The organism is Acinetobacter sp. PK01 (genome assembly GCF_022819285.1).
In the GTDB taxonomy this organism is placed as follows: Bacteria; Pseudomonadota; Gammaproteobacteria; order Pseudomonadales; family Moraxellaceae; genus Acinetobacter; species Acinetobacter tandoii.
In genome coordinates this window covers 792,472-815,842 of record NZ_CP094643.1, presented here as the reverse complement: position 1 = coordinate 815,842, position 23,371 = coordinate 792,472, and the positions used below count along the sequence as shown (strand labels likewise).

The 23,371-nt window shown below is 39.3% G+C and carries 21 protein-coding genes; 10 read left to right on the top strand and 11 right to left on the bottom strand.

Annotated elements, in window-relative coordinates:
• Window positions 1-52 precede the first annotated feature (52 nt).
• Window positions 53-1,336 (bottom strand): dicarboxylate/amino acid:cation symporter, encoded by a 1,284-nt coding sequence (locus tag MP622_RS03940; RefSeq protein ID WP_243792642.1) that lies wholly within the window; start codon window positions 1,334-1,336, stop codon window positions 53-55.
• Between the two features lie 528 nt (window positions 1,337-1,864).
• Here MP622_RS03940 and MP622_RS03935 point away from each other — a divergent pair.
• From MP622_RS03935 to MP622_RS03925, 3 genes are read left to right on the top strand one after another with little or no spacing between them, the layout of a single operon-like run.
• The gene (locus MP622_RS03935; RefSeq protein ID WP_243792641.1) at window positions 1,865-2,113 is read left to right on the top strand and encodes a hypothetical protein; all 249 of its coding nucleotides are present in this window, start codon (window positions 1,865-1,867) and stop codon (window positions 2,111-2,113) included.
• Window positions 2,043-2,765, top strand: coding sequence for a TauD/TfdA family dioxygenase (locus tag MP622_RS03930; protein WP_243792639.1), 723 nt, complete (start codon window positions 2,043-2,045; stop codon window positions 2,763-2,765). Before MP622_RS03935 ends, MP622_RS03930 begins: the two co-directional genes overlap by 71 nt.
• Before the next feature lie 11 nt (window positions 2,766-2,776).
• The gene (locus MP622_RS03925; RefSeq protein ID WP_243792637.1) at window positions 2,777-3,682 is read left to right on the top strand and encodes an AEC family transporter; all 906 of its coding nucleotides are present in this window, start codon (window positions 2,777-2,779) and stop codon (window positions 3,680-3,682) included.
• Window positions 3,683-3,893: 211 nt separating this feature from the next.
• Here MP622_RS03925 and MP622_RS03920 read toward each other — a convergent pair whose 3' ends face one another.
• The 3 genes from MP622_RS03920 to MP622_RS03910 all read right to left on the bottom strand — a co-directional run bounded on the left by MP622_RS03920 (window position 3,894) and on the right by MP622_RS03910 (window position 8,690).
• Window positions 3,894-5,183: a DUF945 family protein gene (locus tag MP622_RS03920; RefSeq protein ID WP_243792635.1), complete on the bottom strand. Its 1,290-nt coding sequence runs from the start codon at window positions 5,181-5,183 to the stop codon at window positions 3,894-3,896.
• Between the two features lie 210 nt (window positions 5,184-5,393).
• On the bottom strand, window positions 5,394-7,973 hold the full coding sequence (clpB, locus tag MP622_RS03915) for an ATP-dependent chaperone ClpB (protein WP_151503927.1): 2,580 nt from the start codon (window positions 7,971-7,973) through the stop codon (window positions 5,394-5,396).
• A 294-nt stretch (window positions 7,974-8,267) separates the two neighbouring features.
• Window positions 8,268-8,690, bottom strand: coding sequence for an OsmC family protein (locus MP622_RS03910; RefSeq protein WP_044738505.1), 423 nt, complete (start codon window positions 8,688-8,690; stop codon window positions 8,268-8,270).
• Window positions 8,691-8,838: 148 nt separating this feature from the next.
• On the opposite strand from MP622_RS03910, the gene crp reads away from it, so the two are divergent.
• Together crp and MP622_RS03900 are read left to right on the top strand one after the other, a co-directional pair.
• On the top strand, window positions 8,839-9,546 hold the full coding sequence (gene crp, locus MP622_RS03905) for a cAMP-activated global transcriptional regulator CRP (protein WP_044738506.1): 708 nt from the start codon (window positions 8,839-8,841) through the stop codon (window positions 9,544-9,546).
• A gap of 158 nt (window positions 9,547-9,704) precedes the next feature.
• On the top strand, window positions 9,705-10,754 hold the full coding sequence (locus tag MP622_RS03900; protein WP_243792634.1) for an NADP(H)-dependent aldo-keto reductase: 1,050 nt from the start codon (window positions 9,705-9,707) through the stop codon (window positions 10,752-10,754).
• Between the two features lie 129 nt (window positions 10,755-10,883).
• On the opposite strand, the gene MP622_RS03895 is transcribed toward MP622_RS03900, so the two are convergent.
• From MP622_RS03895 to MP622_RS03875, 5 genes are all read right to left on the bottom strand, one after another.
• Window positions 10,884-11,660 (bottom strand): M48 family metallopeptidase, encoded by a 777-nt coding sequence (locus MP622_RS03895; protein ID WP_151503925.1) that lies wholly within the window; start codon window positions 11,658-11,660, stop codon window positions 10,884-10,886.
• 112 nt (window positions 11,661-11,772) lie between these two features.
• Complete coding sequence (locus tag MP622_RS03890) at window positions 11,773-12,081, bottom strand: hypothetical protein (protein ID WP_016166571.1); 309 nt, start codon at window positions 12,079-12,081, stop codon at window positions 11,773-11,775.
• 169 nt (window positions 12,082-12,250) lie between these two features.
• Window positions 12,251-13,570: an adenylosuccinate synthase gene (locus MP622_RS03885; protein WP_044738509.1), complete on the bottom strand. Its 1,320-nt coding sequence runs from the start codon at window positions 13,568-13,570 to the stop codon at window positions 12,251-12,253.
• Window positions 13,571-13,639: 69 nt separating this feature from the next.
• Window positions 13,640-14,806, bottom strand: a complete 1,167-nt coding sequence (locus MP622_RS03880) for an ATP phosphoribosyltransferase regulatory subunit (RefSeq protein WP_044738510.1) — start codon at window positions 14,804-14,806, stop codon at window positions 13,640-13,642.
• Window positions 14,807-15,018: 212 nt separating this feature from the next.
• Complete coding sequence (locus MP622_RS03875) at window positions 15,019-15,471, bottom strand: Lrp/AsnC family transcriptional regulator (protein ID WP_016166574.1); 453 nt, start codon at window positions 15,469-15,471, stop codon at window positions 15,019-15,021.
• 141 nt (window positions 15,472-15,612) lie between these two features.
• On the opposite strand from MP622_RS03875, the gene MP622_RS03870 reads away from it, so the two are divergent.
• Both MP622_RS03870 and MP622_RS03865 read left to right on the top strand, forming a co-directional pair.
• Complete coding sequence (locus tag MP622_RS03870; RefSeq protein ID WP_104441839.1) at window positions 15,613-16,365, top strand: AzlC family ABC transporter permease; 753 nt, start codon at window positions 15,613-15,615, stop codon at window positions 16,363-16,365.
• Window positions 16,362-16,661: an AzlD family protein gene (locus tag MP622_RS03865; protein ID WP_016166576.1), complete on the top strand. Its 300-nt coding sequence runs from the start codon at window positions 16,362-16,364 to the stop codon at window positions 16,659-16,661. Before MP622_RS03870 ends, MP622_RS03865 begins: the two co-directional genes overlap by 4 nt.
• Window positions 16,662-16,686: 25 nt before the next feature.
• Here the strand turns inward: MP622_RS03865 and MP622_RS03860 are convergent, their stop codons facing one another.
• Complete coding sequence (locus MP622_RS03860) at window positions 16,687-16,992, bottom strand: hypothetical protein (RefSeq protein ID WP_026441095.1); 306 nt, start codon at window positions 16,990-16,992, stop codon at window positions 16,687-16,689.
• A 262-nt stretch (window positions 16,993-17,254) separates the two neighbouring features.
• Here MP622_RS03860 and MP622_RS03855 point away from each other — a divergent pair, with 262 nt between their 5' ends.
• Entirely contained in the window at window positions 17,255-17,773 is a 519-nt protein-coding gene (locus tag MP622_RS03855; protein WP_044738513.1) for a hypothetical protein, read from the top strand.
• Between the two features lie 46 nt (window positions 17,774-17,819).
• Here the strand turns inward: MP622_RS03855 and MP622_RS03850 are convergent, their stop codons facing one another.
• Window positions 17,820-18,842 (bottom strand): type I glyceraldehyde-3-phosphate dehydrogenase, encoded by a 1,023-nt coding sequence (locus MP622_RS03850; protein ID WP_104441838.1) that lies wholly within the window; start codon window positions 18,840-18,842, stop codon window positions 17,820-17,822.
• Window positions 18,843-19,238: 396 nt separating this feature from the next.
• Here MP622_RS03850 and alaS point away from each other — a divergent pair, with 396 nt between their 5' ends.
• Both alaS and MP622_RS03840 read left to right on the top strand, forming a co-directional pair.
• Window positions 19,239-21,932 (top strand): alanine--tRNA ligase, encoded by a 2,694-nt coding sequence (gene alaS / locus MP622_RS03845; protein WP_243792632.1) that lies wholly within the window; start codon window positions 19,239-19,241, stop codon window positions 21,930-21,932.
• A 65-nt stretch (window positions 21,933-21,997) separates the two neighbouring features.
• A complete protein-coding gene (locus MP622_RS03840) occupies window positions 21,998-23,278 on the top strand; it encodes an aspartate kinase (protein ID WP_016166581.1) in 1,281 nt (426 codons plus the stop codon).
• Window positions 23,279-23,371: the final 93 nt, after the last annotated feature.

Genomic DNA, 23,371 nt, shown 5'->3' with positions numbered 1-23,371 from the left:
CAGTTAAAAAAAAGACCGCTAAAGCGGTCTTTTTTTTAGTGAGCAACCAATACTAAAGCTTTTCACTTTGTGGTGCATCTACAACAATCGGGCTTGGAACTTCTTCTTCATCCAACTTCGTTGTCTTAGCAATAACAGCCGTTGCCACACTATTACCGATAATATTGGTTGCTGTGCGACCCATATCAAGGAAGTGATCAACTGCAAGGATAAGTAATAACCCTGCTTCTGGAAGTTTAAACATAGACAATGTAGCAGCAATAACAACCAGTGAAGCACGAGAAACACCCGCAATACCCTTACTGGTAATCATTAGAGTCAAAAGCATTAACAACTGTTGAGAAAGACTAAGATCGATGTTATATGCATGTGCAATAAATAATACGGCAAATGTCATATAGATCATCGAACCATCAAGGTTGAAAGAATAACCTAATGGTAAAACGAAACTAGTGATTCGCTTAGGAACTCCAAACTTCTCTAAAGATTCCATCAATTTTGGATATGCAGACTCACTACTCGCTGTAGCAAAACCCAAAACAACTGGTTCACGGATTGTTTTTAACAATCTGAACACATCCTTTTTCAAAAAGATAAATCCAGCCGTGATGATAACTGCCCAAAGAATAAATAAGCTGGCATAAAACTCAGCCATGAACGAGCCATAATCAAGAATAATCTTTGGACCTTTTACAGTAATTGCTCCTGCAACAGCAGCAAAAACAGCAATTGGGGCAAATGTCATTACGTAATCAGTAATCTTAAACATTACCAAGCTTAATTCATCAATGATCTTACCGATGATAGAGCCATCTTTTTGCAGATGATTAACGTAAGCCAACGCTGAACCGAAAAATATAGAGAAGATAAGAATCTGAAGAATCTCATTATTCGCCATCGCTTCAGCAAAGCTTTTTGGAAATATATGAGTAATGAAGGTTTGCAAACTGAGGTTTGTTGCGCTAACCCCTACATCGACTGGAGCAGTCGGAATAGGTAAATTCATTCCAACGCCTGTTTGGAAAAAATTAGCGAGTCCTAAACCCAATAAAAGAGAGATGAATGATGCACCAATAAACCAACTCATTGCCTTTAAGGTGATTTTACCTAAAGCTGAGGATTTACCCATTGAGATAATGCCTGAAACAATCGTTGCAAACACCAATGGCGCGATGATCATTTTAATTAATCTTAAAAATACATCGGTTAAAATTTTGAAATATGACGCAATATTTTCGGCTTGAACAGGTGTTAAATAATAGTGGAAGATGCAACCAATAACGATGCCTAAAACCATGGCAATAAGAATAAACTTCAGCAGTTTTTTCTGATTCATATCAAATGTCCTTTTACAACCTTAAAAACGACAAAGCAAGATATTGAAAAATATAGCTTTAATCTAATTTCATCAAAATCAAATCCTATTTGATTCAGAAACAATGGATGGAATTTAAACAAATTAAAAGAAAATTAATAATGAAAAAAAGTAGAAACCTATGCAAAAAATGCATAACTAATCCTAGTATTTTAAATAATTTGCCAATGACTTAATTGATTAATAAATCTTAAATATAGACCTTCAATTGTATTAATTATTTCAGTTACAAATAATATTTTACTGATTGGTAAATAATCCGATTTTATTCTTATTATTTCATTGAGAATATTTAAAACTCTATGTAATTGAAAATACGCATGAATACATTATTTAATTACGAACAGGAAGGATAATTAAGAACACATTCTCATTATATTTTCACATTCAAGGGAGAATCCAAAGAATAAATATCAACATTTTTCTCGGTTATTTAAATAGTACACATCCAAAGACTTTATAAGAATTGAATTCCGAAATAGGTAAAACATGCAAATTAAGATTGATAAGAATTTGGCTAATGCTTGGAAAAATGAATTAAAATTATTGCCCCAAATTAATGAATGCCTTTCGACAGAACTCATTGAACATTGTGCGAAATTAGCACAAAAATATCTAAATTTGAGAGATATTCATCTTAATGAATTAAAAGTAGGAGGTGGATTACTTGAGTTTTGCAATTTACCTATTGATGATCAGCTATGCCAACCTCCATCCAGTGCTGCAAGACCCTATTAAAGGGTATATCTCAGAACTCGTGCTACTAGGGGTTACAAAAGCGTGTGGTTTAAATCCTTTTGCTTACAAAGAAGAAAAAAAAGGAGCATTCGTACATGAAATCACACCTAAGGACTTAAAAAATAATATCCACATTTCTCCTGTAAGTATTGCAGAGTTTGACTTTCATACCGAGGGAGCTTATTTGTCTCGAAATATTAGACCACATACTCTGTCATTAATGTGCCTTGTAGATGAACAACGAACTGCTACTAATTTGGTAAAGATTTCGGATGTAATTAAAAAATTAAGTCATAAATCTAGAAGTGTGTTGGCTGAGTCAAGATTCGTCCATACAGCACCAGAAACATTTAAAGTACAGAATAAGCGAATAAAGAGTTCAATTTTTGACTTGGTCGATGGGAACTACGAAATTAAAGCAGCATTACACGACCTTAATGCAACAGATGAAGACAGTGAATCAGCATTGTATGAACTGAAATCAATAGTTTCTGAGAACCAAATTCAGAAATCATGGAATGCTGGAGATCTCATCATTTTTAATAACCTCCGTTGTTTACATAGACGTAGTGAAGTTAAAGGTAACCGCTGGTTACAGGGATGTTATGGCACATACACATTCTCATCAGCAACCGTTTTGGACATTCAATAGTTGGTTATTCAATGATTTTTGAAGTTGTAATCAGAGTTTTCTTGTTAATCACAATCTCAATTATTGGCTGGGGTGTGGGTAAGAAATTTAAATTAGATTCTAAAGATATTTCAACCTTGCTTGTTTATATTATTTCCCCATTCGTAATTTTTTATTCAATTATCGAATCACCAGCAAATTGGACCTACCTCAAATTTTCTTTAGGCGCATTTTTAGTGGCATCGCTCATGGCTGTAGCGGGGCTACTCTTTGCAAGATGCTTTTGGAAAGACAGCCGAGTAAATCTCTTTGGCTTCGCAGCAGGTACAGGTAACACAGGGTATTTCGCATTGCCATTGATTCTTGCAATTTTTGATAAAACACAAATAGCCATGGCTATTTTTATTATCATTGGTATTAACCTATATGAATTTACTGTGGGTTATTTGATTACTGCTAAAGGCTCACTGAACATTAAAGAAAGTATTTTAAAAGTCATAAAAATGCCTATTCTTTATGCTGCATTTTTAGGAATGATTTTTAAATATCTCGATATTCAATTTGATGAAGTCTTCCTTTCCTTCTTGGCGAATTTTAAAGGTGCATATAGCGTTTTGGGAATGATGACCATTGGGATTACAATTGCAAAATTTTCAAAAATTGAGATTGATTGGCTTTTCTCAGGATTGGCTTTGACTTGGAAACATCTTATTTATCCAGTTTTTGGCATTTTGATTTTCATGTTTATCATTCCTATAGATAAACAAATACTCCAAATTGTGGCTCTAATGGTTGCTACACCTATGGCTGGTAATGTTGTTGTTATTTCTAATACGTTAGGACTTCATCCTGAAAAAGCAGCCACATCCGTGATGTTGAGTACAATGTTGGCATTGATCACTGTACCAATAGCCCTGTTTTTTGTAATGAAGTTCTAAATCTATTCAACCTCCCCATCTAGCATAGTGGGAAGGCTGATCTTCTCATTGAGATATTATCAATAAACCTACAGGTCTTTAATTCAAGAATTTACTTGCTCTAGAAAACTTGATGTTGATTAATATCTCTAAGTCTAACTCAATTAAACTCTATCTCACCTAATACACACGAAAGTAAGATAGAGCTTTAGTTTTAAAATATTTTATAAAATCATTCTGTTAAAAATTTCTTCTCGCCATATTTATATTCCATCGACATTTTCATCACATCACCATCACGTTTTAGCTGTCCTGATTGCTGCATACTGCTGAGCATCGTTTCAATATCTTGATCCGACATTGACAGACCTGCCTTACCCGGAATGCTATTCATGATTGAAGCGACCATGTTCTTATCAAATTGCACATCGGCCTTATATTCAACTAGACTCGGTACCATAGCGACCATGCCTTTTAAGGTCTTTTGATGGCTTGGCATAAAACGACCTGTTAGACTGGCTTTAGCTTCACCTGTCCCAATCTTGATTTGATTATCACTAGAATCGAACTTAAAACCTTCATTAATGACTGCAAGTAAAGCAGGTTCCAAATCTTGTAATAATTTCTCTTGGGCTAAACAGCTATTCTCACTCTTTTCAATAATGTCGAACAACGCTTGGAGTTTGGCACGGTTTACGTCCTGTACGTTAAAGTTAAACTTCACATTTTGCATGACAGGTGAAAATGTCATTTTCATTTCACCAACTTGAACCGCCATTTTTGTATTTAAAACGCGATCTGTAAGATCACTTTCTGCTTCAACTCGATAATTTTTTAATTCAGCACTTATTGGGTTATTCAAACCTCGATCTGCCATTTTCAGCAAATCCATTTGAACCGTCGTTTTTCCTGCTTCCAGATAATTACCATTCAACCCTTGATTGGTTTCAATTTTCAAACCAGTCATTTGAAAATGAGTTTCTGCATCCATCACAGTCAAATTAGGAATGTCTAATTTCAAGTCCTGCATTTGCAATTGATCATTCACAGGCTTCGCACGATATTCCAAAGTGACTGGATCTAAACGCGTCTGTATTTTGGCTTCATTTCGCACAATCACGGGGGTGGTCAAGGTAGATTTCATTGTCCCTAACCAATTCACATGTGTGTTAAACTTTAATGGTTGATTCACTAAAGATTTCAAGGCACTATCTGCTTGTACAACTTTAACATCTGATTGAATTTGGTAACCATTCCAACTACGTTTAATCTGATCGCGCCCTGTAAGTTTAATCACTTCTTTTGGCTTACATGGATCAAGAATCAACTCAGCTGTCCAGTCGGCACTGCCTTGCAAAGCCCCCATCTGGAAGTTTTGATAGTTCAAGCTTAGATTTTTACTTGGTTGTTTCGCTTCTTGCTGATAATAAGTTTGCAAGCTTTTATCTGCATATAAATTTCCACCTACCGCTAATGTAGCAACTGCAACGACGCCACCAACACCCCATTTTATTTTCGACATGAATATATCTCATATTGTGTGTTTCTTATGTTTGCGCAGTATAATCAAAAACACCATATAAAGATAATTATTTTACATATAAAGGACTTATAGGTGATTATTATCACACTTTTGTGCGTTTAATTGTCAGTTTATGACCCAAAATATCAAATTAATACAAGTCTTGTAATGTAAAAAAACCAGCCGAAGCTGGTTTTTTTAGACTTAAAGTTAACTTAATTTCAATTTATCAAACAACAAATGTTGATGATCTGATTTGACCAAGATGGTATCTCCAGCTTGAAACTCTCCAGCCAGAATTTTCTGAGCCAGTGGATTTTCAATTTGTTGCTGAATGGCACGTTTCAATGGGCGTGCACCATAAATTGGATCAAAACCTGCATCAATCAATAAGTCGAAGGCAGTATCTTCAACAGATAAACTCAAGTCACGTTCAGCTAAACGGCTACGTAAACGATCTAATTGAATATCCGCAATGCCTCGAATCTGTGCTTTTTTCAACGAATGGAAAATCACGACTTCATCAATACGGTTAATGAACTCTGGACGGAAGTGTTGAGAAACTGCACTCATCACTACTGCACGCACTTCATCATCCGTAGCCCCCTCACCCAATTCACGTACATCTTGTGAACCAAGGTTAGAAGTCATCACAATCACTGTATTCTTAAAGTCAACCACACGACCTTGCGAATCCGTGAGACGACCATCATCCAACACCTGTAGCAAGATATTAAATACATCAGGATGCGCTTTCTCAACTTCATCAAACAGCACGACACTATACGGTTTACGGCGTACAGCTTCAGTCAATACACCACCTTCTTCGTAGCCAACATAACCCGGAGGCGCACCAACCAAACGACTCACCGAGTGTTTTTCCATGAACTCACTCATATCGATACGAATCATCGCATCATCACTGTCAAACAAGAAGTTTGCCAATGCCTTGGTAAGTTCAGTTTTACCCACACCTGTTGGCCCAAGGAACAAGAACGAACCACTTGGACGATTTGGATCAGACAAACCTGCTCTCGAACGGCGAACTGCATTCGATACTGCTACAACAGCTTCATTTTGTCCAACTACGCGGTTATGTAAGAACTCTTCCATTTGTAACAGCTTTTCACGTTCACCTTGTAACATTTTAGCGACTGGAATACCTGTTGCAGCACTTACTACTTCAGCAATTTCATTGTCCGTAACTTTGTTACGTAATAGTTTGGGTGCTTCGTTTTCTTCAGCAACCTCAATACGCTCTAATTGCTTCTGTAGCTCAGGAATCACGCCGTATTGCAGACGACCTGCTTCAGCCAAATCACCTTCACGCTGCGCCTTTTCTAAAGCAATACGCGCCTGATCCAACTTGATTTGAATATCTTTGTTGCCTTCAACTAAAGCTTTGTCGGCACGCCAGATTTCTTCAAGGTCGTTATATTCTTTCTCTACCGTTGCAATTTGTTCTTCAAGATGCTTAATCTCGCCTTTCGCACCTGCATCTTCATCTTTCTTCACGGCTTCAAGCTGCATTTTTAACTGAATGAGACGACGGTCAAGTTTATCCAGCGCTTCAGGCTTAGAGTCCAGTTCCATTTTGATACGTGATGCAGCTTCATCAATCAAATCAATCGCTTTATCTGGCAATTGACGGTCTGTGATATAACGATGCGACATTTTTGCAGCAGCAATAATGGCAGAGTCCAAAATCTGCACACCGTGATGCGTTGCATATTTCTCTTTTAGACCACGTAAAATTGCAATGGTATCTTCCACACTTGGTTCATCTACCAAAACTTTTTGGAAACGACGTTCTAGTGCAGCATCTTTTTCAATGTATTGACGATATTCATCTAGTGTAGTCGCACCAACACAACGTAATTCACCACGTGCCAAAGCAGGTTTCAACATATTCCCTGCATCCATTGCCCCATCACCTTTCCCTGCACCTACAAGGGTGTGCAGTTCATCAATAAACAGGATAATGTCACCTTCATGTTTGGCTAAATCTTTAAGAACAGCTTTTAAGCGCTCCTCAAATTCACCACGATATTTCGCGCCTGCGAGTAATGAGCCTAAGTCTAAAGAGAGAACACGTTTACCTTTCAAACTTTCAGGTACTTCACCATTCACTATACGCTGTGCCAAACCTTCAACAATCGCCGTTTTACCTACCCCTGGTTCACCAATCAGTACAGGGTTGTTTTTGGTACGACGAGACAACACCTGAATCGTACGACGAATTTCATCATCACGCCCAATAACAGGATCAAGTTTGCCTGCTAAGGCTCGTTCAGTCAGGTCTATCGTGTATTTATTCAATGAGTCACGTTGATCTTCATGATTATTACTCATGACCTTTTCATCCCCTCGAATTTTATTAACCACTTTACGTAGGCTATCACTAGTTACACCTACGCTATTTAATAAAGACTTGGTTGCGCCAACTTCCGCTAAACCTATTAACACCCAATCAGTAGATAGAAACTCATCTCCAGCTTTTTGGGCGTAACTATCTGCCAAATTCAGCGCTTTAACTGATTCTGGGCTAAGGTTAATTTCACCGGTCGGGTTAGCGAGCGTAGGTGCATCTTTCAATGCTTGTTGCAACTTGGTTTGCAATTCACGCAGATTTGCCCCCGCCTGTTGCAAAATACTGGCATTCGAAGCTTCTTCTAATAAAGTCGATAGCACATGAATGCCGTCAATGGAGGTATGATCTTTCCCCATTGCCAAAGATTGAGCATCAGAAAGGGCTTGCTGTAGGCGGTTTGTAAATTTTTCAAAACGCATTCTTGTTATTCCTCACAACAAATTTTTAACTTGTAAGATATATGGGAACTTATTTTTAGATTTCAAATAAATTTTTATATATTTTTCAATATCTTAAATTGAAAAATATTATAGAGGTTAGTTATAATATTGGTCTGATTATTTTTATTTTCAAGAGTATTGATGTAATTTTTCTCTATCTAAAAAATTGACCCAATTAAAACCAAATTCTAAAAGTGTTTTGTTGCATATTCGAATGCAAGCAGTATATTTAAAGTCAAAAAAAAAGCTGATGAATCACCAGCTTTCTCAGGCTTATACAGCTTCTATAATTTCAAAATCATGGGTAATTTCTACACCACCATCAGACAACATTTTACTTGCTGAACAGTACTTTTCTGCAGAGAGTTCGACAGCCTTCGCAACCTGTTTTTCCTTCACCGCAGTACCTGTCACCACGAAGTGTAAATGGATTTTGGTAAATACAGCAGGAATACTATCGGCACGTTCTGCCTTAAGCTGACATACAACATTTGTCACATCTTGACGAGATTTTTTCAAAATGGTCACAATATCGAAAGAAGCACACCCACCAAGTCCCATTAATATAAGTTCCATGGGACGTGGTCCACGGTTTTCACCACCATACTCTGGGGATCCATCCATCACCACACTATGGCCACTTTCTGATTTCGCTTCAAAAGCAACATTCTCTAGCCAATGTACACTTGTTTGCATTGCAACTACCTAAAAAAAGCTATAAATTTACCGTGTACCTGTACACTAACATAATTTGAGTTGATAAGGAATTTCACCTCTTCAGTGTGACAAGTTCATTTTAGGTCTTGTGCGATCTATTATTTATCCATTTTCGGAAACCAAAAGCATGACTTCAAACTTTTCACAGCTGAGCACTGATGCGCTATCGCCAGGTCAATTACCTGAATCAGTCAAAGCATTATTAAAACGAGCATATATTAACCGCTACCCTAAACGTACAACTATTGTTGATGCAGGGACGGAGTCAAAATCACTTTATTTGATTTTAAAAGGGTCAGTATCTATTATTTTACGTGAAGATGATGAGCGTGAAATTGTAGTTGCATATTTAAACCCTGGGGATTTCTTTGGGGAAATGGGGCTCTTCGAATCAAATCCACAACGTACTGCAGAAGTGCGTACACGTGATGTTTGTGAAATTGCTGAAATTACCTATGAAAACTTCCATGAGTTAAGTAAACAATACCCTGACTTGAGCTATGCAGTATTTGCTCAATTGGTTCGTCGCTTAAAAAACACCACACGTAAAGTAACAGACCTTGCATTCATTGATGTTTCTGGTCGTATTGCGCGCTGCTTGATTGATCTTTCAGGACAGCCTGAAGCCATGATTTTACCAAATGGTCGCCAAATCCGTATTACACGTCAAGAAATTGGTCGTATTGTAGGTTGTTCACGCGAAATGGTGGGGCGTGTCCTCAAAACCCTCGAAGATCAAGGCATGATTCAAACTGACGGTAAAGCAATTCTTATTTTTGATGTGTCTTTAGAACAGCCCAACACTGATGATGACTATGAAGATGATGAAGAGTAATTCTTCTAATTATCTTAGAAAAGCAAATCGAATGATTTGCTTTTTTTATGCTAACTAATTCAATTTTTTCACAAAACAACCTACAAGTATTCATTAACAAACTTACCTGTTTACGATAGTCTGAAAAAATTGTTCATCTCTTATTCAGGATAGTCTTTATGCAATTCAAACCATTAGGCGATAGTGGCATTCTTGTTCCAGAAATTTGTTTGGGTACCATGACTTTTGGTGAACAAAACACACAGCAAGAAGCTTTTCTACAACTGAATTATGCTTTAGAGCATGGGCTCAACTTCTGGGATACCGCAGAAATGTATCCTGTCCCACCAAAACCTGAAACGCAAGGTCGTACGGAAACCATTATTGGGAATTGGCTTGCGCAACATGGTGGTCGTGATCAATTATTTATTGCCTCTAAAATTGCTGGCCCCTCACAAGGAGGAAGCCATATTCGTAACGGACAAACTCGTTTTACTGCGAATGAAATTGCTTCTGCCCTAGACGACTCACTCAAACGTTTACAAACAGACTATATTGATCTTTATCAACTGCACTGGCCGCAGCGTAACACCAATTTCTTTGGCAAACTGGGCTATGGTAATGCAGAAGCCTTAGACGAAAAGCCTGTGACAGCTCTCGCTGAGACTTTAACAGCACTTGCCGAGGAAGTTGAGAAAGGGCGTATTCGCCACATTGGACTCTCTAATGAAACTCCATGGGGAACTATGAAGTTTATCCATTTGGCAGAGCAACTAGGCCTCGACAAAATCGTGAGTGTGCAAAACCCATATAATTTACTGAATCGTAGTTATGAAGTTGGAATGGCTGAAATTGCAAAATACGAAGGTGTAGGACTACTGGCATATTCCCCACTTGCCTTTGGTTACCTAACGGGTAAATTCCGTCATGGTGCCCGCCCAGCAAATGCACGTATTACCTTATTTTCACGTTTTAACCGTTATAGCAATCCAGAAAGCGAATGGGCAACGGAACAATATGCACTTCTCGCAGAGCAACATGGTCTAAGTTTGACACAAATGGCACTCGCTTTTGTTAAACAACAGTTTTTTGTGACCAGTACCATTATTGGTGCGACCAACCTAGATCAACTTAAAGAAAATATCGCTGCCTTTGAACTTGATTTATCTCCTGAAGTAATTCAAGGCATTGAAGCAATTCACCGTCAGCAACCCAATCCTGCACCATAGGGATTTCACTGTCATTCGCTCAGTTGAAGCAGCGCTTCAACTGCCGTAGACATACCCTCTCTTTAAAATACGGATACTCTAAAATCAAAAAGGATGCCATAGCATCCTTTTTTCATTCCAATCAAACAATTAGCGCTTGTTATATACCGCTTGCGCTGCTGGTAAATTTTTACGCATTGCATCAATACGTTGACTGTTCGATGGGTGAGTTGACAAGAACGATGAGCCACCTGCACCATCCAGCTTGTTCATTTTTTCCCAAAGCGTAATTGCAGCTTGAGGGTTATAGCCTGCTTTTGCCATGAGCATCAATCCGCCTTGGTCAGCACGGCTTTCTAGGCTACGTGAGTAAGGCAAGCCCACGCCAACTTGTGTCCCCAACTGTGCAGCCGCAGCACCCAATTGGCCTACACTATCACCTGCATAACTCAAGCCAATACCTAGTGCTAGATCTGTTAATGCTTGAGCACCAATTTTGTTTTTTGCATGTTCTTCTAAAGCATGAATCATCTCGTGACCCATCACTGCAGCAATTTCAGCATCAGTCAGGTTGAGTTTGTTTACAATACCAGTATAGAACACAACCTTACCACCTGGTGCTACATAAGCGTTGACTTGATCAGATTTTAATACTGCTAATTGCCAATCAAATTTAGTCCCTGTTTGGTTCATTTGATCAGCATAAGGTTTCAAGCGCGTAAATACTGAATAAATTCGTTTATACGTCGAAGAGGAGGTATCTAGCGTATTGTTCCCACGAGCTTCCTGAACAGTTTTGTTAAAACCTTGGGTTGCTGCAACATTTAAAGATGCTGTATCTGCACCCGCCATATCAGCAACTGTTGTACAACCAGAAAGTGTAACAGCTCCTGCTACACACAAACTCAACATCAGTTTGTTCTTCATTATTTTAATCTCCACCACTCTTGGATCACTTTAATATATGCGCATTATAAGCAATCAATGTGGAGCTTTGAATGAATAACAACTTCATAAACATAGTATTTATGTAATTGACTTAATACATAAACTGGTAACTTAACCAATAAATTAAACACACCACATTCAATACGAGATAAACCTGCCCTACAGGTTTGATTTTTTCTGCTAATTTCTCATCATTACGTTTAAACCATAAATAGGCATTTTGAATCAGAACAATAGGCACCAAAACACAAGCAATAATCACAGACAATCCAATTAAAGCATTATAAATTACATTAGGATCAGTGGTTTGCCCTTCAATAATCATCATGGCAATCGTGGGCGCACCGCCCATAGCAAAAATTAAAGAATATAAAATGGTATTTGAAATATTTTTGTGCATCCTGCCTAAATCCAGATTTACTGTTAAGTTATTGTATCAAGGCTATTTTGAAAAAGTGTACAAGCAAATGCAACTTTAGTCTGGATTTCAAAACCGTAAAATTTTTCAATTTAAACGCACAAGAAAAAGCCCCGCATCTGCGAGGCTTTTTAGCATGAACTAGTATCGATTAAGCATCAAATGGATGACGCAATACGATAGTTTCTGCACGATCTGGACCCGTTGAAATAATATCAATTGGGCATTCAATTAACTGCTCAATACGCTTGATGTAGTTAATTGCATTTTGTGGAAGCTGTTCAACGCTGGTTGCACCAACTGTTGATTCTGTCCAACCAGGCATTGTTTCGTAGATTGGTTTTAAGTTTTCATACGCAAGCGCATCAGAAGAACCTACACAACCTGAATCTGTATTTTCATAACCCACACAGATTTTCACTTCTTCTAAACCGTCTAATACATCAAGTTTAGTTAAGCAAATACCTGAAAGTGAGTTTACGTCTACAGAACGACGAAGAATTTCTGCGTCAAACCAACCACAACGACGTTGACGACCTGTAGAAGCACCAAACTCATGACCTACAGTTCCTAAGTGACGACCAATTGCATCACCTGTATCTGTCGCTGCATCGTAATGCAATTCAGTTGGGAATGGACCTGCACCTACACGTGTTGTATAAGCTTTAGTGATACCCAAAACATAGTCTAAATGTAATGGACCCAAACCTGAACCAGAGCTTACGCCACCCGCGGTCGTGTTTGAAGAAGTCACAAATGGATATGTACCATGATCAACGTCAAGTAATGAGCCTTGAGCACCTTCAAACATAATGTTGTCGCCGTTTTTACGGTAGTTATGCAATTCTGTAGTTACATCAACCACTAACGGAGCAACAACTTCACGCCATTGATCACAAAGTGCAATCACATCTTCCAACTTAACTGCTTCAACACCGTAGTATTGAGTTAACTGGAAGTTATGGTAATCCAATACTTCAGCCAATTGTGCTTTTAATGCTTCACCGCCACGTACCAAGTCTGCGACACGTACTGCACGGCGCGCAACTTTATCTTCATACGCTGGACCAATACCGCGACCCGTTGTACCGATTTTTGCATTGCCACGCTTTTTCTCACGTGCTTGGTCAAGTGCAATGTGGTTCGGAAGAATCAATGGACAGTTTGGAGAAATACGTAAACGCTCTTTAACTGGTACGCCTTGCTCTTCAAGAATAGTCATCTCTTTGATTAACGCTTCTGGTGAAAGCACAACACCGTTACCAATTAAGCACAATACGTTTTCACGTAAAATACCAGATGGAATGAGGTGTAATACAGTTTTCTTACCACCAACCACGAGAGTATGACCTGCGTTATGTCCGCCTTGATAACGAACTACCGCAGCCGCTTGATCTGTGAGCAGGTCGACGATTTTACCTTTACCTTCGTCGCCCCATTGGGTACCAAGTACCACAACATTTTTGCCCATAATAGCCTCATTACATCATGCTGTTAAAATTAAAACTCCAAGTAGTGACATGAACACTACTCGCAGTGGTTAAATTGGTTTAACTTGCCACTCACCAGCAACATCAACCAGTTGATGTGTTGCATTTGGAATAGAGTTTAAATCATCATTACCCAATAACTGAATTACACTTAAGCCTTGTGCTCGAACGGCAGCAATCGCTTGTTGTAAGTCAGCATTCATACCTTTAGGCGCAACAACCACAGAGATTGCATTAAACTGCCCTGCACTGAGTGCATATAAGTCACAACTAAAACCTGTTGCAGGACGCGCACGACCAAAATGTTCACCAATACCGTCATAACGACCACCTTGCGCCAAAGAAGCAGCTCGGTTTGGTGCATACACGGCATACATTAAACCTGTGTGGTAGTGATATGAGCGTAACTCTACAACATCAACGCCAATCAGGAGATTTGGCCAACGTGCCTGAATTGCAGACTGCGTAGTTTTTAACTCATCCAAAGCATGTTTGAATGCTGTGTCTGCTAAAATTTCTGCACTCAGATGAGTTTGCAATGCATCAAGATCACTTGAATAACGACCTAATGCATAAAAGTCAGCACCGCAGTTCAAATCTTGCGTGAATTCTGCCAGCTCAGGTAATGCTTTACGTTGATAAAGGTCTGAAAGTTCACGTTCAGTATTTTTATTTAAACCCGCACGCTTAACCAAGCTACGGAATAAACCTACATGCCCTAAATCCAGATGGACACCGTCTACCAAGCCTGCTTTTTCAATCAGACCTAGCATTACATCGACCATTTCAACATCAGCATCAATACTGTCAGAACCAAACAATTCTGCACCCAGTTGTAATGGCGCACGTGTGGTATTAAAGCCTTGCGGCTTGGTATGTAGAACAGTACCTGCATAACAATAACGAGCCACACCTTCCACAGGATGAACATGTGCATCTATACGCGCCACTTGTGGCGTCATATCCGCACGCACCCCAAGCAAACGTCCAGATAATTGGTCGATTACTTTAAAAGTTGCAAGGTCTAAATCGTGATTTGATTCGGATAAAGAAGAAAGGGATTCTATGTATTCAATAAACGGCGTGTACACCAACTGATAACCTCGAGATGCGAGGAAATCCAAGGCGTCACGGCGCAAGTTTTCAATTACTTGCGCTTGCTCTGGTAATACATCAGCTACACCATCAGGTAATAACCATGTCTCTGAAATGGGCATGTTGTAAACCTAAATTCTTGTCAGCGCGGAAGTAATCCGCATAAAAAAATCGGGAGCACACCCGATTTCTCCTAGTTTAGCACGATAGTTCACACCATGCACTGAGATTTTTTACATTTAATACCATTCCCTGCACAAATTTCGCATCATTCAATCACACACTAAGTCAACGATTGTTATCAACAAATTGATTTCTTTCTATGCACTTGTAGTTATAGAGGCAGTTCAGTTGTCTGTTTAATACTCTGAAGTGGAATTTCAGTTTTTACGTTCTGAATACCTGTAATTTTATTTAAATGCTGAATTTGGAATTTTCGATAAGCATCTAAATCAGACACCACAATTCTTAAAAAGAAGTCACAATCCCCTGCCATTAATTGGCATTCCACGATTTCAGGAATTTCTCGGACTGAATCAATAAAGTGATTGACCGTTTTTGCATCTTGCCCTTTTAACCAAATTCGTGCAAATACAGTTAAGCCTAAATTTACCTTCTGTGGATTCACCAAAGCCACATACTTTTCAATAATCCCAGCATCTTCTAGCTGCTTCACGCGACGCAAGCATGGTGAAGCCGATAAACCAACTCGCTGCGCCAATTCATTATTCGCCAATTTTCCATCTTGCTGTAGCGTCTGCAAGATGCGCCGGTCAATTTTATCCATATCCACCCTTTTAGCATTAAATACTTTATATTTTAAATTTAGAGCAATTTTATGCTCAACTTACCCCAAATACCGCTTATTTTAGCGTCAAATATCATCATAAAGTTTTTAAAATAACCTTCTACTTTGTGAGGTTCCCCCATGTCCACTTTTAAAAGCAGCTCATCGCATTCGTTGATTTTAAACAGTCAAAACCAAGATGAGTTTTTGCGTGGCATTAAAACAACATTGCCCATGTTGCTTGGTTTTGTTCCTTTGGCGTTGGTACTGGGTACTCAAGCGGCACAAAAAGGGTTTTCCATTGTAGAAGTATCCCTGCTTACAGGATTAAATTTTGCAGGTGGGTCAGAATTTGCCATCTTAGAAATGTGGACCAACCCTCCGCAATTCCTACTACTGATGTTCATCACCTTTTTAATCAATAGTCGACATCTCCTTATGGGAGCAAGCCTCGTCCCCTATTTAAGACATTTACCTGACCATCAAGTCTACCCTGCACTCTTTTTCCTTTGCGATGAAAGTTGGGCCTTAGGATTATCCAACGCACAAAAAAGGATTCATCAAGTTGGACTAAGGCATGCATTTAATATGCCCTACTACGCAGGAGTTTGCTTAGCGTTATATGTCATGTGGGTATCAGTCACCACCCTAGGGGCTGTTCTTGGTCCAGTTTTGGGCGATATTCACCCTTATGGTTTTGATATGGCATTCCCAGCCATTATTTTAGTTTTATTGCGCGGAATGTGGACTGGTTTTACTGCAGCACGACCTTGGTTAGTCAGTTTGGTCGTTGCCGCGATTGCCTATTTATATTTACCCGCAGGTTGGCATGTCCCTTTAGGTGCAATCAGTGGCATCGCATCTGCATTTTTCTTAATAGGAGAAAACGAATGATCCATGCCAGCACTTTGATTGCGATTCTATTCATCGCCCTTACCACGTATTTGACCCGTTTATTGGGCTATGTTTTATTAAAAAATAAAACCTTGTCGGCCAAACATAAAAGGATTTTAGAAGTTGTACCAGGCTGTGTCCTGATTTCAGTCATTGCACCTTATTTTGTCAAAGATAACCCAGCAGACTTAATTGCAATCGTAATTACTTTGTTGGCAGCATCTCGGCTACCGCTACTTTCGACTGTGGTCATTAGTATGTTAAGTGCAGCATTACTACGCCAAATTTTGATTTAAAAAAATTGGCGTAGTTGACTCAGCATTAGCGATTTGTTTGCTCGACTGATTTGCTCAATAAGCTAACTAATTCAGCATTTTGCAATTCCAATTGATGCGTTCTTTTTACAGTTTTATCAATTACTTCTTGTTGTACATGCATTTTTTTAGCAAGGTCTTGCATAATTTCAAGCGTTTTCTTTAAATTTTCTTCAAGATGTACCACTTTCTGCTCAAGATGTTGCTGATACTCTATATCTCCTGTACTTTCACCTTGCTGTTTAAACTGAAACCACACCAGAAAAATAACTGCAACTGCCAATAGCAGGATAAATCCCCAGATTAACATCATCATATGTTTCTCATTGTCATTATGTCTTTCTTTTATAATATGTCAGATGACTCTAATTTTTTATAAAAAGTAAAAGATAAACTCGATATTTTTCAAATATTCACTCCTCATGTATGTCATTTATATCAAGAAAGACAACCAAATCTACATCAATGATATTTTGATACATGTTTTCTGTTCCAGAAATGCACATCAATCGATATATTCAATTCGCTAACAATTATTCAACTTTAGAAAAAAACTGTTTATTGAGATCATCACTATGGAATTACATAGCAATCTTTACTATCACCATCCTGATAGCGTCATCATGGATCAACTCGACCATCTGTTCCAACAACATCAAGACAACCCAGTGACTTTTGTGCAATTGGCTAGCACGATCAATCCTGAGTATGGTGCTGAACTTGCACAAGAACTTATCGATCAAGTGGATCAAATCGAGTATGACCTTGCACCAGAAACTGTCTATCGACTTGCGGGATTTAGTATTCTGCACTTTGTCCACGGTTCGGCTGGCGATGACATTATGGAAGCTATCCTGTTTTTCTTAAAAGCCTTAGTCCCTGCATTACATGTACAAGCATGGGGTTGTGGTGATGATGACCCGTGGGAGTTCTGGTTTAAATTTGAAGGTGATGAGCTCGTTCGTGAGGACGATGAACCGTTTAATGATCCAGATGAAGATCTCAACATCAAAGCCGAAATCTACACTTGGTGGCATCAAGATATGCCTAAAGAAATTCAAGAAGGCTTTTTGAACGAAACTGAAGAAGAATAACAGCTAAAGCACCTTATTTGCAGAACCCAATAAGGTGCTTGATGACTTATACAAAAGACTCACATAAATCTAGTAAGCGGTTGGCATAACCCCATTCATTATCATACCAAGCAAATACTTTCGCCTGATGCCCCACCACCATAGTCTGACTTAAGTCTACAATCAGTGAATAAGGTGAATGGTTAAAATCACTAGACACTAATGCTTCATCGGTCACTTGCATAATTTCAGCATAATCACTTTCTGCAGCACCAATCAACACTTCGTTCAGTCTGTGTACGGTAACTGGCGATTGCGACACAAAGCTCAAATCAATCGCAGCCACATTAATAGTTGGAACACGAATAGAATAACCATCAATGCGGTTTTCCATTTTCGGCATCACTTGCTTTAATGCCCCTAAAGCCGAAGATGTCGTTGGAATAATATTTTGCCCAGATGCACGGGCGCGACGCAAATCTCGATGAGCATGATCCAAAACCGACTGATCAGCGGTTACCGCATGAATCTCGGTCATTAATGCCGTTTGAATCCCAAAAGCATCATCAATAATTTTAACTAAAGGTACTAATGCCTGCGTGGTACAAGACACACTGGAAATAATTTGATCTGAAGCTTTCACTTCATGATGATTTACACCATAAACTATCGCCACATCGACCGTATCAAAAGGCGCAGCGCCAATAATCACACGCTTTGCCCCTGCCTGAATATGACGAGTAGCCGCTTCACGCGAACGGAATAAACCCGTACATTCCAATACCACATCAATATTTAACTGCTGCCAAGGCAAATCAGCAGGTTCAGCCTCACACAAAACTTGAACTTTTAGACTGGCAAGTCCTGCGTGAATATGCAAATAAATTTGCTCGTTTTCATGTTCAAGTTCAACTTTACCCTTGAAGCGACCATGTGTCGTATCGTACTTAAACAAGTGAATTAAGGTTTCAACATCAGCAATATCATTAATTGCTACAATCTCAAAATGGAAATCTTTAGGATTTTCGAACCAAGCCCGTAAAACGTTACGACCAATTCGACCAAATCCATTAATCGCCACTTTTTGCATGACTTTTCCTTTGTATGAAACCTTAATTTAAGCTGCCTTATGTTAATAGATTTTGTACTTTAGCCAAGATGTTTTCTTGCAAATCCAGCATAAAATTAAAAAAATGACAGCCTTGACGAAAAATACCACCCAATTCAACCTGAACACCCCCTTCTACTGTGTTCACTTAATTTAGAAAATCTTAAAAAGTTTATTTACATAAAATAAATACAGACTAAAGGATGACTTACAATTCCATAGTTTTGTCATTAATTCATAGTAAAGTGATTGTGCATGGGGCTTTTTCCGTTATAATTTGGCGTTTTAAAAAATTAAGCCTGTATTTTATAGAATGTGCTAAAACCACCTATAAACAATACATTTAGCCAAATTCAAGATTTATGGAGTGACTTGGTTGTGAGTACTCGTTTTATGACATCAGCTGAAATTCGCGAAGCTTTTTTAAGCTATTTTGAATCGCAAGGGCATACACGTGTCGCGTCGAGTTCTCTAGTACCCGCCAACGACCCAACATTATTATTTACAAATGCTGGTATGAACCAGTTTAAAGACTGCTTTTTAGGTCTTGAAAAACGTGATTATGTTCGTGCAACTTCATCGCAAAAGTGTGTCCGTGCTGGCGGAAAACACAATGACTTAGATAACGTCGGTTATACAGCACGCCACCACACTTTCTTCGAAATGTTAGGTAACTTCTCCTTTGGTGATTATTTCAAACGCGATGCCATCAAATTTGCATGGGAATTCCTGACTAGCGATAAATGGTTAGCACTACCAAAAGACAAACTATATGCCACGGTTTATCACACTGATGATGAGGCATTTGACATCTGGAACAAAGAAATTGGTTTAGATGCATCACGCATTATTCGGATTGGTGATAACAAAGGTGGTCAATACGCATCAGATAACTTCTGGGCAATGGGCGATACAGGTCCTTGCGGTCCATGTTCTGAAATTTTCTTTGACCATGGTGATCATATTTGGGGTGGCTTACCAGGCACACCTGAAGAAGATGGCGACCGTTTCATTGAAATCTGGAACAACGTATTCATGCAGTTTAACCGTACTGCGGATGGCGTGCTTCACCCTCTTCCAGCACCTTCTGTTGATACAGGTATGGGCTTGGAACGTATTTCTGCGGTTTTACAACACGTAAATTCAAACTACGAAATCGATTTATTCCAACACATATTAAAAGCTGCGGCGGAAATTATTGGTTTAGATACAACAGCCTTAGAAGCTGAAGCAAAAGAAAAAGGCACGCCTGTTCAGTACCCTGCTTCACTTAAAGTGGTTGCTGACCATGCTCGTTCTTGCTGCTTCTTGATTGCAGACGGTGTAAACCCTTCAAATGAGGGTCGTGGTTATGTGCTTCGTCGTATCATCCGCCGTGCAGTGCGTCATGGTAACAAATTGGGTGCAACGGGCTCATTTTTCCACAAAATGTTGCTGCCTTTAATTGAAGTAATGGGTGCTGCATATCCAGAGCTTGAAGCACAAAAGGCACGTATTGAAGCGCAATTGCTGAAAGAAGAAGAACAATTTGCTAAAACTTTAGAGCAAGGTTTGAAATTGCTTGAAGTTGAATTGGCTCAACTGAAAGGTTCTGTAATCCCAGGTGAAGTGGTCTTCAAACTTTACGACACTTACGGCTTCCCAACTGATTTAACTGCTGACATCGCACGTGAACGTGATCTAACCATTGATAAAGCGGGCTTTGAAGTTGAAATGGCTGCACAGCGCCAACGCGCACGTGATGCTGGTAAATTCGCGATTGACTACAACAGCGTTGTAAAAGTTGAAGGTGAAACACAATTCGACGGATACGATGCAACTGCTGGACAGGGTCAAATTATTGCCTTGTATAAAGATGGTGTGCAAGTTGATGAAGTCGTTGAAGGTGACGAAGCCCTCATCGTGTTGAATCAAACACCTTTCTATGCTGAAAGTGGTGGTCAGATTGGTGATACAGGTATCTTCAAAAATGAAACTGGTATTTTTGAAGTTCAAGATACTAAAAAATCAGGCGGTGCATTTGTCCATCAAGGGATCGTGACTGTTGGTCATCTAAAAGCATCACAAACTGTTGACGCCATTGTAAAAGCAGATATTCGTGCCGCAACTGCGCGTAATCACTCTGCAACTCACCTTTTACATGCTGCATTGCGCCAAATTCTAGGCTCACACGTTCAGCAAAAAGGCTCTTTAGTTGCTAGTGATATTTTACGTTTTGACTTCGCCAACGATCAGCCAGTTTCATTTGAACAACTTCAAGAAATTGAGCGTTTAGTCAATGCTGAGGTGATCGCAAATACTGCAGTTAGCACTGAACTTCTTGACATCGAATCTGCAAAAGCCAAAGGTGCGATGATGTTGTTTGGTGAAAAGTATGGCGATGAAGTTCGTGTTCTTTCAATGGGTTCAATTATTGAAGAGAAGAACTTCTCGATTGAACTATGTGGTGGCATTCACGTACAACGTACTGGCGACATCGGCTTATTTAAAATCACTTCTGAAGGTGGTGTAGCTGCGGGTGTACGTCGTATTGAAGCAGTAACAGGTACTAAAGCTTTAGAAGTTGTACAAAAAGCTGAAGCAGATATTGTGCATATCAATGGTGTATTGAAAGCTCAGAAAGATCAAACTGTAGAAAAAGTTGAAGCAATTGTTGAAACTTCATCTGCATTGCAAAAACAGATTGAACAACTCAATCAGAAATTAGCAAGCTTGCAAGCTGCGGAACTTTTAAGCCAAGTTCAGACACTTGCAGGTCGCACAACTTTAATCACAACTATTCAAGGTATGGATGCTAAAGCACTTCGCAACCTTCATGACGGTGTGAAATCAAAATTAGAAAATGCAGTAATCGTTCTTGCAGGTGTAGAGGGTGACAAAGTTAGCTTGATCGCATCTGTAGCAAAAGAATTTACTGCTTCTATAAAGGCGGGTGACATCATCAAACACTTAGCGAATGAGCTTGGTGGTAAAGGTGGTGGCAAACCTGACTTGGCACAAGGTGGCGCGCCACTAAACGAGAAGTTTGCAAAAGTGATGGCAGATTTAACTGCTTGGCTTGAAGCAAAATAAAACTTCACCTTTTGTGTAACTGACCCTGATTGGCACTTCGGGGTCATGGCTTATATGGAACAACTATGGCATTAATCGTTCAAAAATATGGCGGTACTTCTATGGGTACCCCCGAGCGCATTTTAAATGTTGCTCGTCGTGTGAAGCGCTGGCATGACCACGGCCACAAGGTAGTGGTTGTAGTATCAGCAATGAGTGGTGAAACAAACCGCTTATTAGCTCTCGCGAAAGCCATTACGGACACCCCTGACCCACGTGAACTTGACCAAATGGTCTCAACGGGTGAACAGGTAACGATTTCCATGTTAGCGATGGCGCTCAATTCAATTGGCGTTGAAGCTAAGTCACTCACTGGTCGCCAAGTTGGTATTAAAACGGACAGCGCGTTTACCAAAGCTCGTATTGAATCGATTGATACTGACGTAATGACTGAGCACTTAGATGCAGGTCGTGTCATTGTCGTTGCTGGTTTCCAAGGTTTTGATGCCGATGGCAACACCACAACTTTAGGTCGCGGTGGTTCAGATACTTCTGGGGTGGCTTTAGCGGCTGCACTAAAAGCAGATGAATGCCAAATCTATACGGATGTGGATGGTGTTTACACCACTGACCCACGTGTTGCACCAAAAGCGAAAAAAGTTGACCGTATCTCTTTTGAAGAAATGCTAGAAATGGCATCTTTAGGCTCAAAAGTTTTACAAATCCGCTCTGTTGAATTCGCAGGTAAATATCAAGTTCCACTGCGCGTATTATCAAGCTTTGATAATGATGATGATGGTGCATTTGATGAAGATTTCAAACAAAACGTAGGCACACTAATTACGACTGAGGCAGAAGACGATATGGAACAACCAATCATTGCAGGTATTGCATTTAACCGTGACGAAGCAAAACTCACTATTTTGGGTGTTCCTGATGAGCCAGGAATTGCATCTAAAATCTTATCGCCGATCAGCAATGCCAATATCGAAGTGGATATGATTATCCAAAACGTAGAAGAAGATGGTACAACAGACTTTACTTTTACTGTAAATCGTACTGACTTGGCAAAAGCAAAGGCAATTTTAGAGCAAACAGCCAGCAGCATTGAAGGCTGTGAAGTTGTAACTCGTGATGATATCGTTAAAGTTTCAATCGTTGGTGTTGGTATGCGCTCACATGCAGGTGTTGCGAGCAAAATGTTCACAGCATTGGCAGATGAAAGCATTAATATTTTAATGATTTCAACATCAGAAATTAAAATTTCTGTACTTATTGAAGAAAACTATTTAGAGCTTGCTGTTCGTTGTTTACACACCGCATTTGGTCTAGACCGTGAACATGGCGAGTCAAGCGCACGCGCTTAAAAGATAATTGTCTTTTGTAAGACAATTTCTTTAAAATCCTATAAAAATACAGAGCCACTATAGTTTTTTCTATAGTGGCTCTGTTATATTAGC

Excerpts from the sequence above, each read along its gene's own strand:
- MP622_RS03940 (WP_243792642.1), bottom strand. The coding sequence starts at position 1,336 with ATGAATCAGAAAAAACTGCTGAAGTTTATTCTTATTGCCATGGTTTTA.
- MP622_RS03935 (WP_243792641.1), top strand. The coding sequence starts at position 1,865 with ATGCAAATTAAGATTGATAAGAATTTGGCTAATGCTTGGAAAAATGAA.
- MP622_RS03925 (WP_243792637.1), top strand. The coding sequence starts at position 2,777 with ATGATTTTTGAAGTTGTAATCAGAGTTTTCTTGTTAATCACAATCTCA.
- MP622_RS03920 (WP_243792635.1), bottom strand. The coding sequence starts at position 5,183 with ATGTCGAAAATAAAATGGGGTGTTGGTGGCGTCGTTGCAGTTGCTACA.
- clpB (WP_151503927.1), bottom strand. The coding sequence starts at position 7,973 with ATGCGTTTTGAAAAATTTACAAACCGCCTACAGCAAGCCCTTTCTGAT.
- MP622_RS03910 (WP_044738505.1), bottom strand. The coding sequence starts at position 8,690 with ATGCAAACAAGTGTACATTGGCTAGAGAATGTTGCTTTTGAAGCGAAA.
- crp (WP_044738506.1), top strand. The coding sequence starts at position 8,839 with ATGACTTCAAACTTTTCACAGCTGAGCACTGATGCGCTATCGCCAGGT.
- MP622_RS03900 (WP_243792634.1), top strand. The coding sequence starts at position 9,705 with ATGCAATTCAAACCATTAGGCGATAGTGGCATTCTTGTTCCAGAAATT.
- MP622_RS03895 (WP_151503925.1), bottom strand. The coding sequence starts at position 11,660 with ATGAAGAACAAACTGATGTTGAGTTTGTGTGTAGCAGGAGCTGTTACA.
- MP622_RS03890 (WP_016166571.1), bottom strand. The coding sequence starts at position 12,081 with ATGCACAAAAATATTTCAAATACCATTTTATATTCTTTAATTTTTGCT.
- MP622_RS03885 (WP_044738509.1), bottom strand. The coding sequence starts at position 13,570 with ATGGGCAAAAATGTTGTGGTACTTGGTACCCAATGGGGCGACGAAGGT.
- MP622_RS03880 (WP_044738510.1), bottom strand. The coding sequence starts at position 14,806 with ATGCCCATTTCAGAGACATGGTTATTACCTGATGGTGTAGCTGATGTA.
- MP622_RS03875 (WP_016166574.1), bottom strand. The coding sequence starts at position 15,471 with ATGGATAAAATTGACCGGCGCATCTTGCAGACGCTACAGCAAGATGGA.
- MP622_RS03870 (WP_104441839.1), top strand. The coding sequence starts at position 15,613 with ATGTCCACTTTTAAAAGCAGCTCATCGCATTCGTTGATTTTAAACAGT.
- MP622_RS03865 (WP_016166576.1), top strand. The coding sequence starts at position 16,362 with ATGATCCATGCCAGCACTTTGATTGCGATTCTATTCATCGCCCTTACC.
- MP622_RS03860 (WP_026441095.1), bottom strand. The coding sequence starts at position 16,992 with ATGATGTTAATCTGGGGATTTATCCTGCTATTGGCAGTTGCAGTTATT.
- MP622_RS03855 (WP_044738513.1), top strand. The coding sequence starts at position 17,255 with ATGGAATTACATAGCAATCTTTACTATCACCATCCTGATAGCGTCATC.
- MP622_RS03850 (WP_104441838.1), bottom strand. The coding sequence starts at position 18,842 with ATGCAAAAAGTGGCGATTAATGGATTTGGTCGAATTGGTCGTAACGTT.
- MP622_RS03840 (WP_016166581.1), top strand. The coding sequence starts at position 21,998 with ATGGCATTAATCGTTCAAAAATATGGCGGTACTTCTATGGGTACCCCC.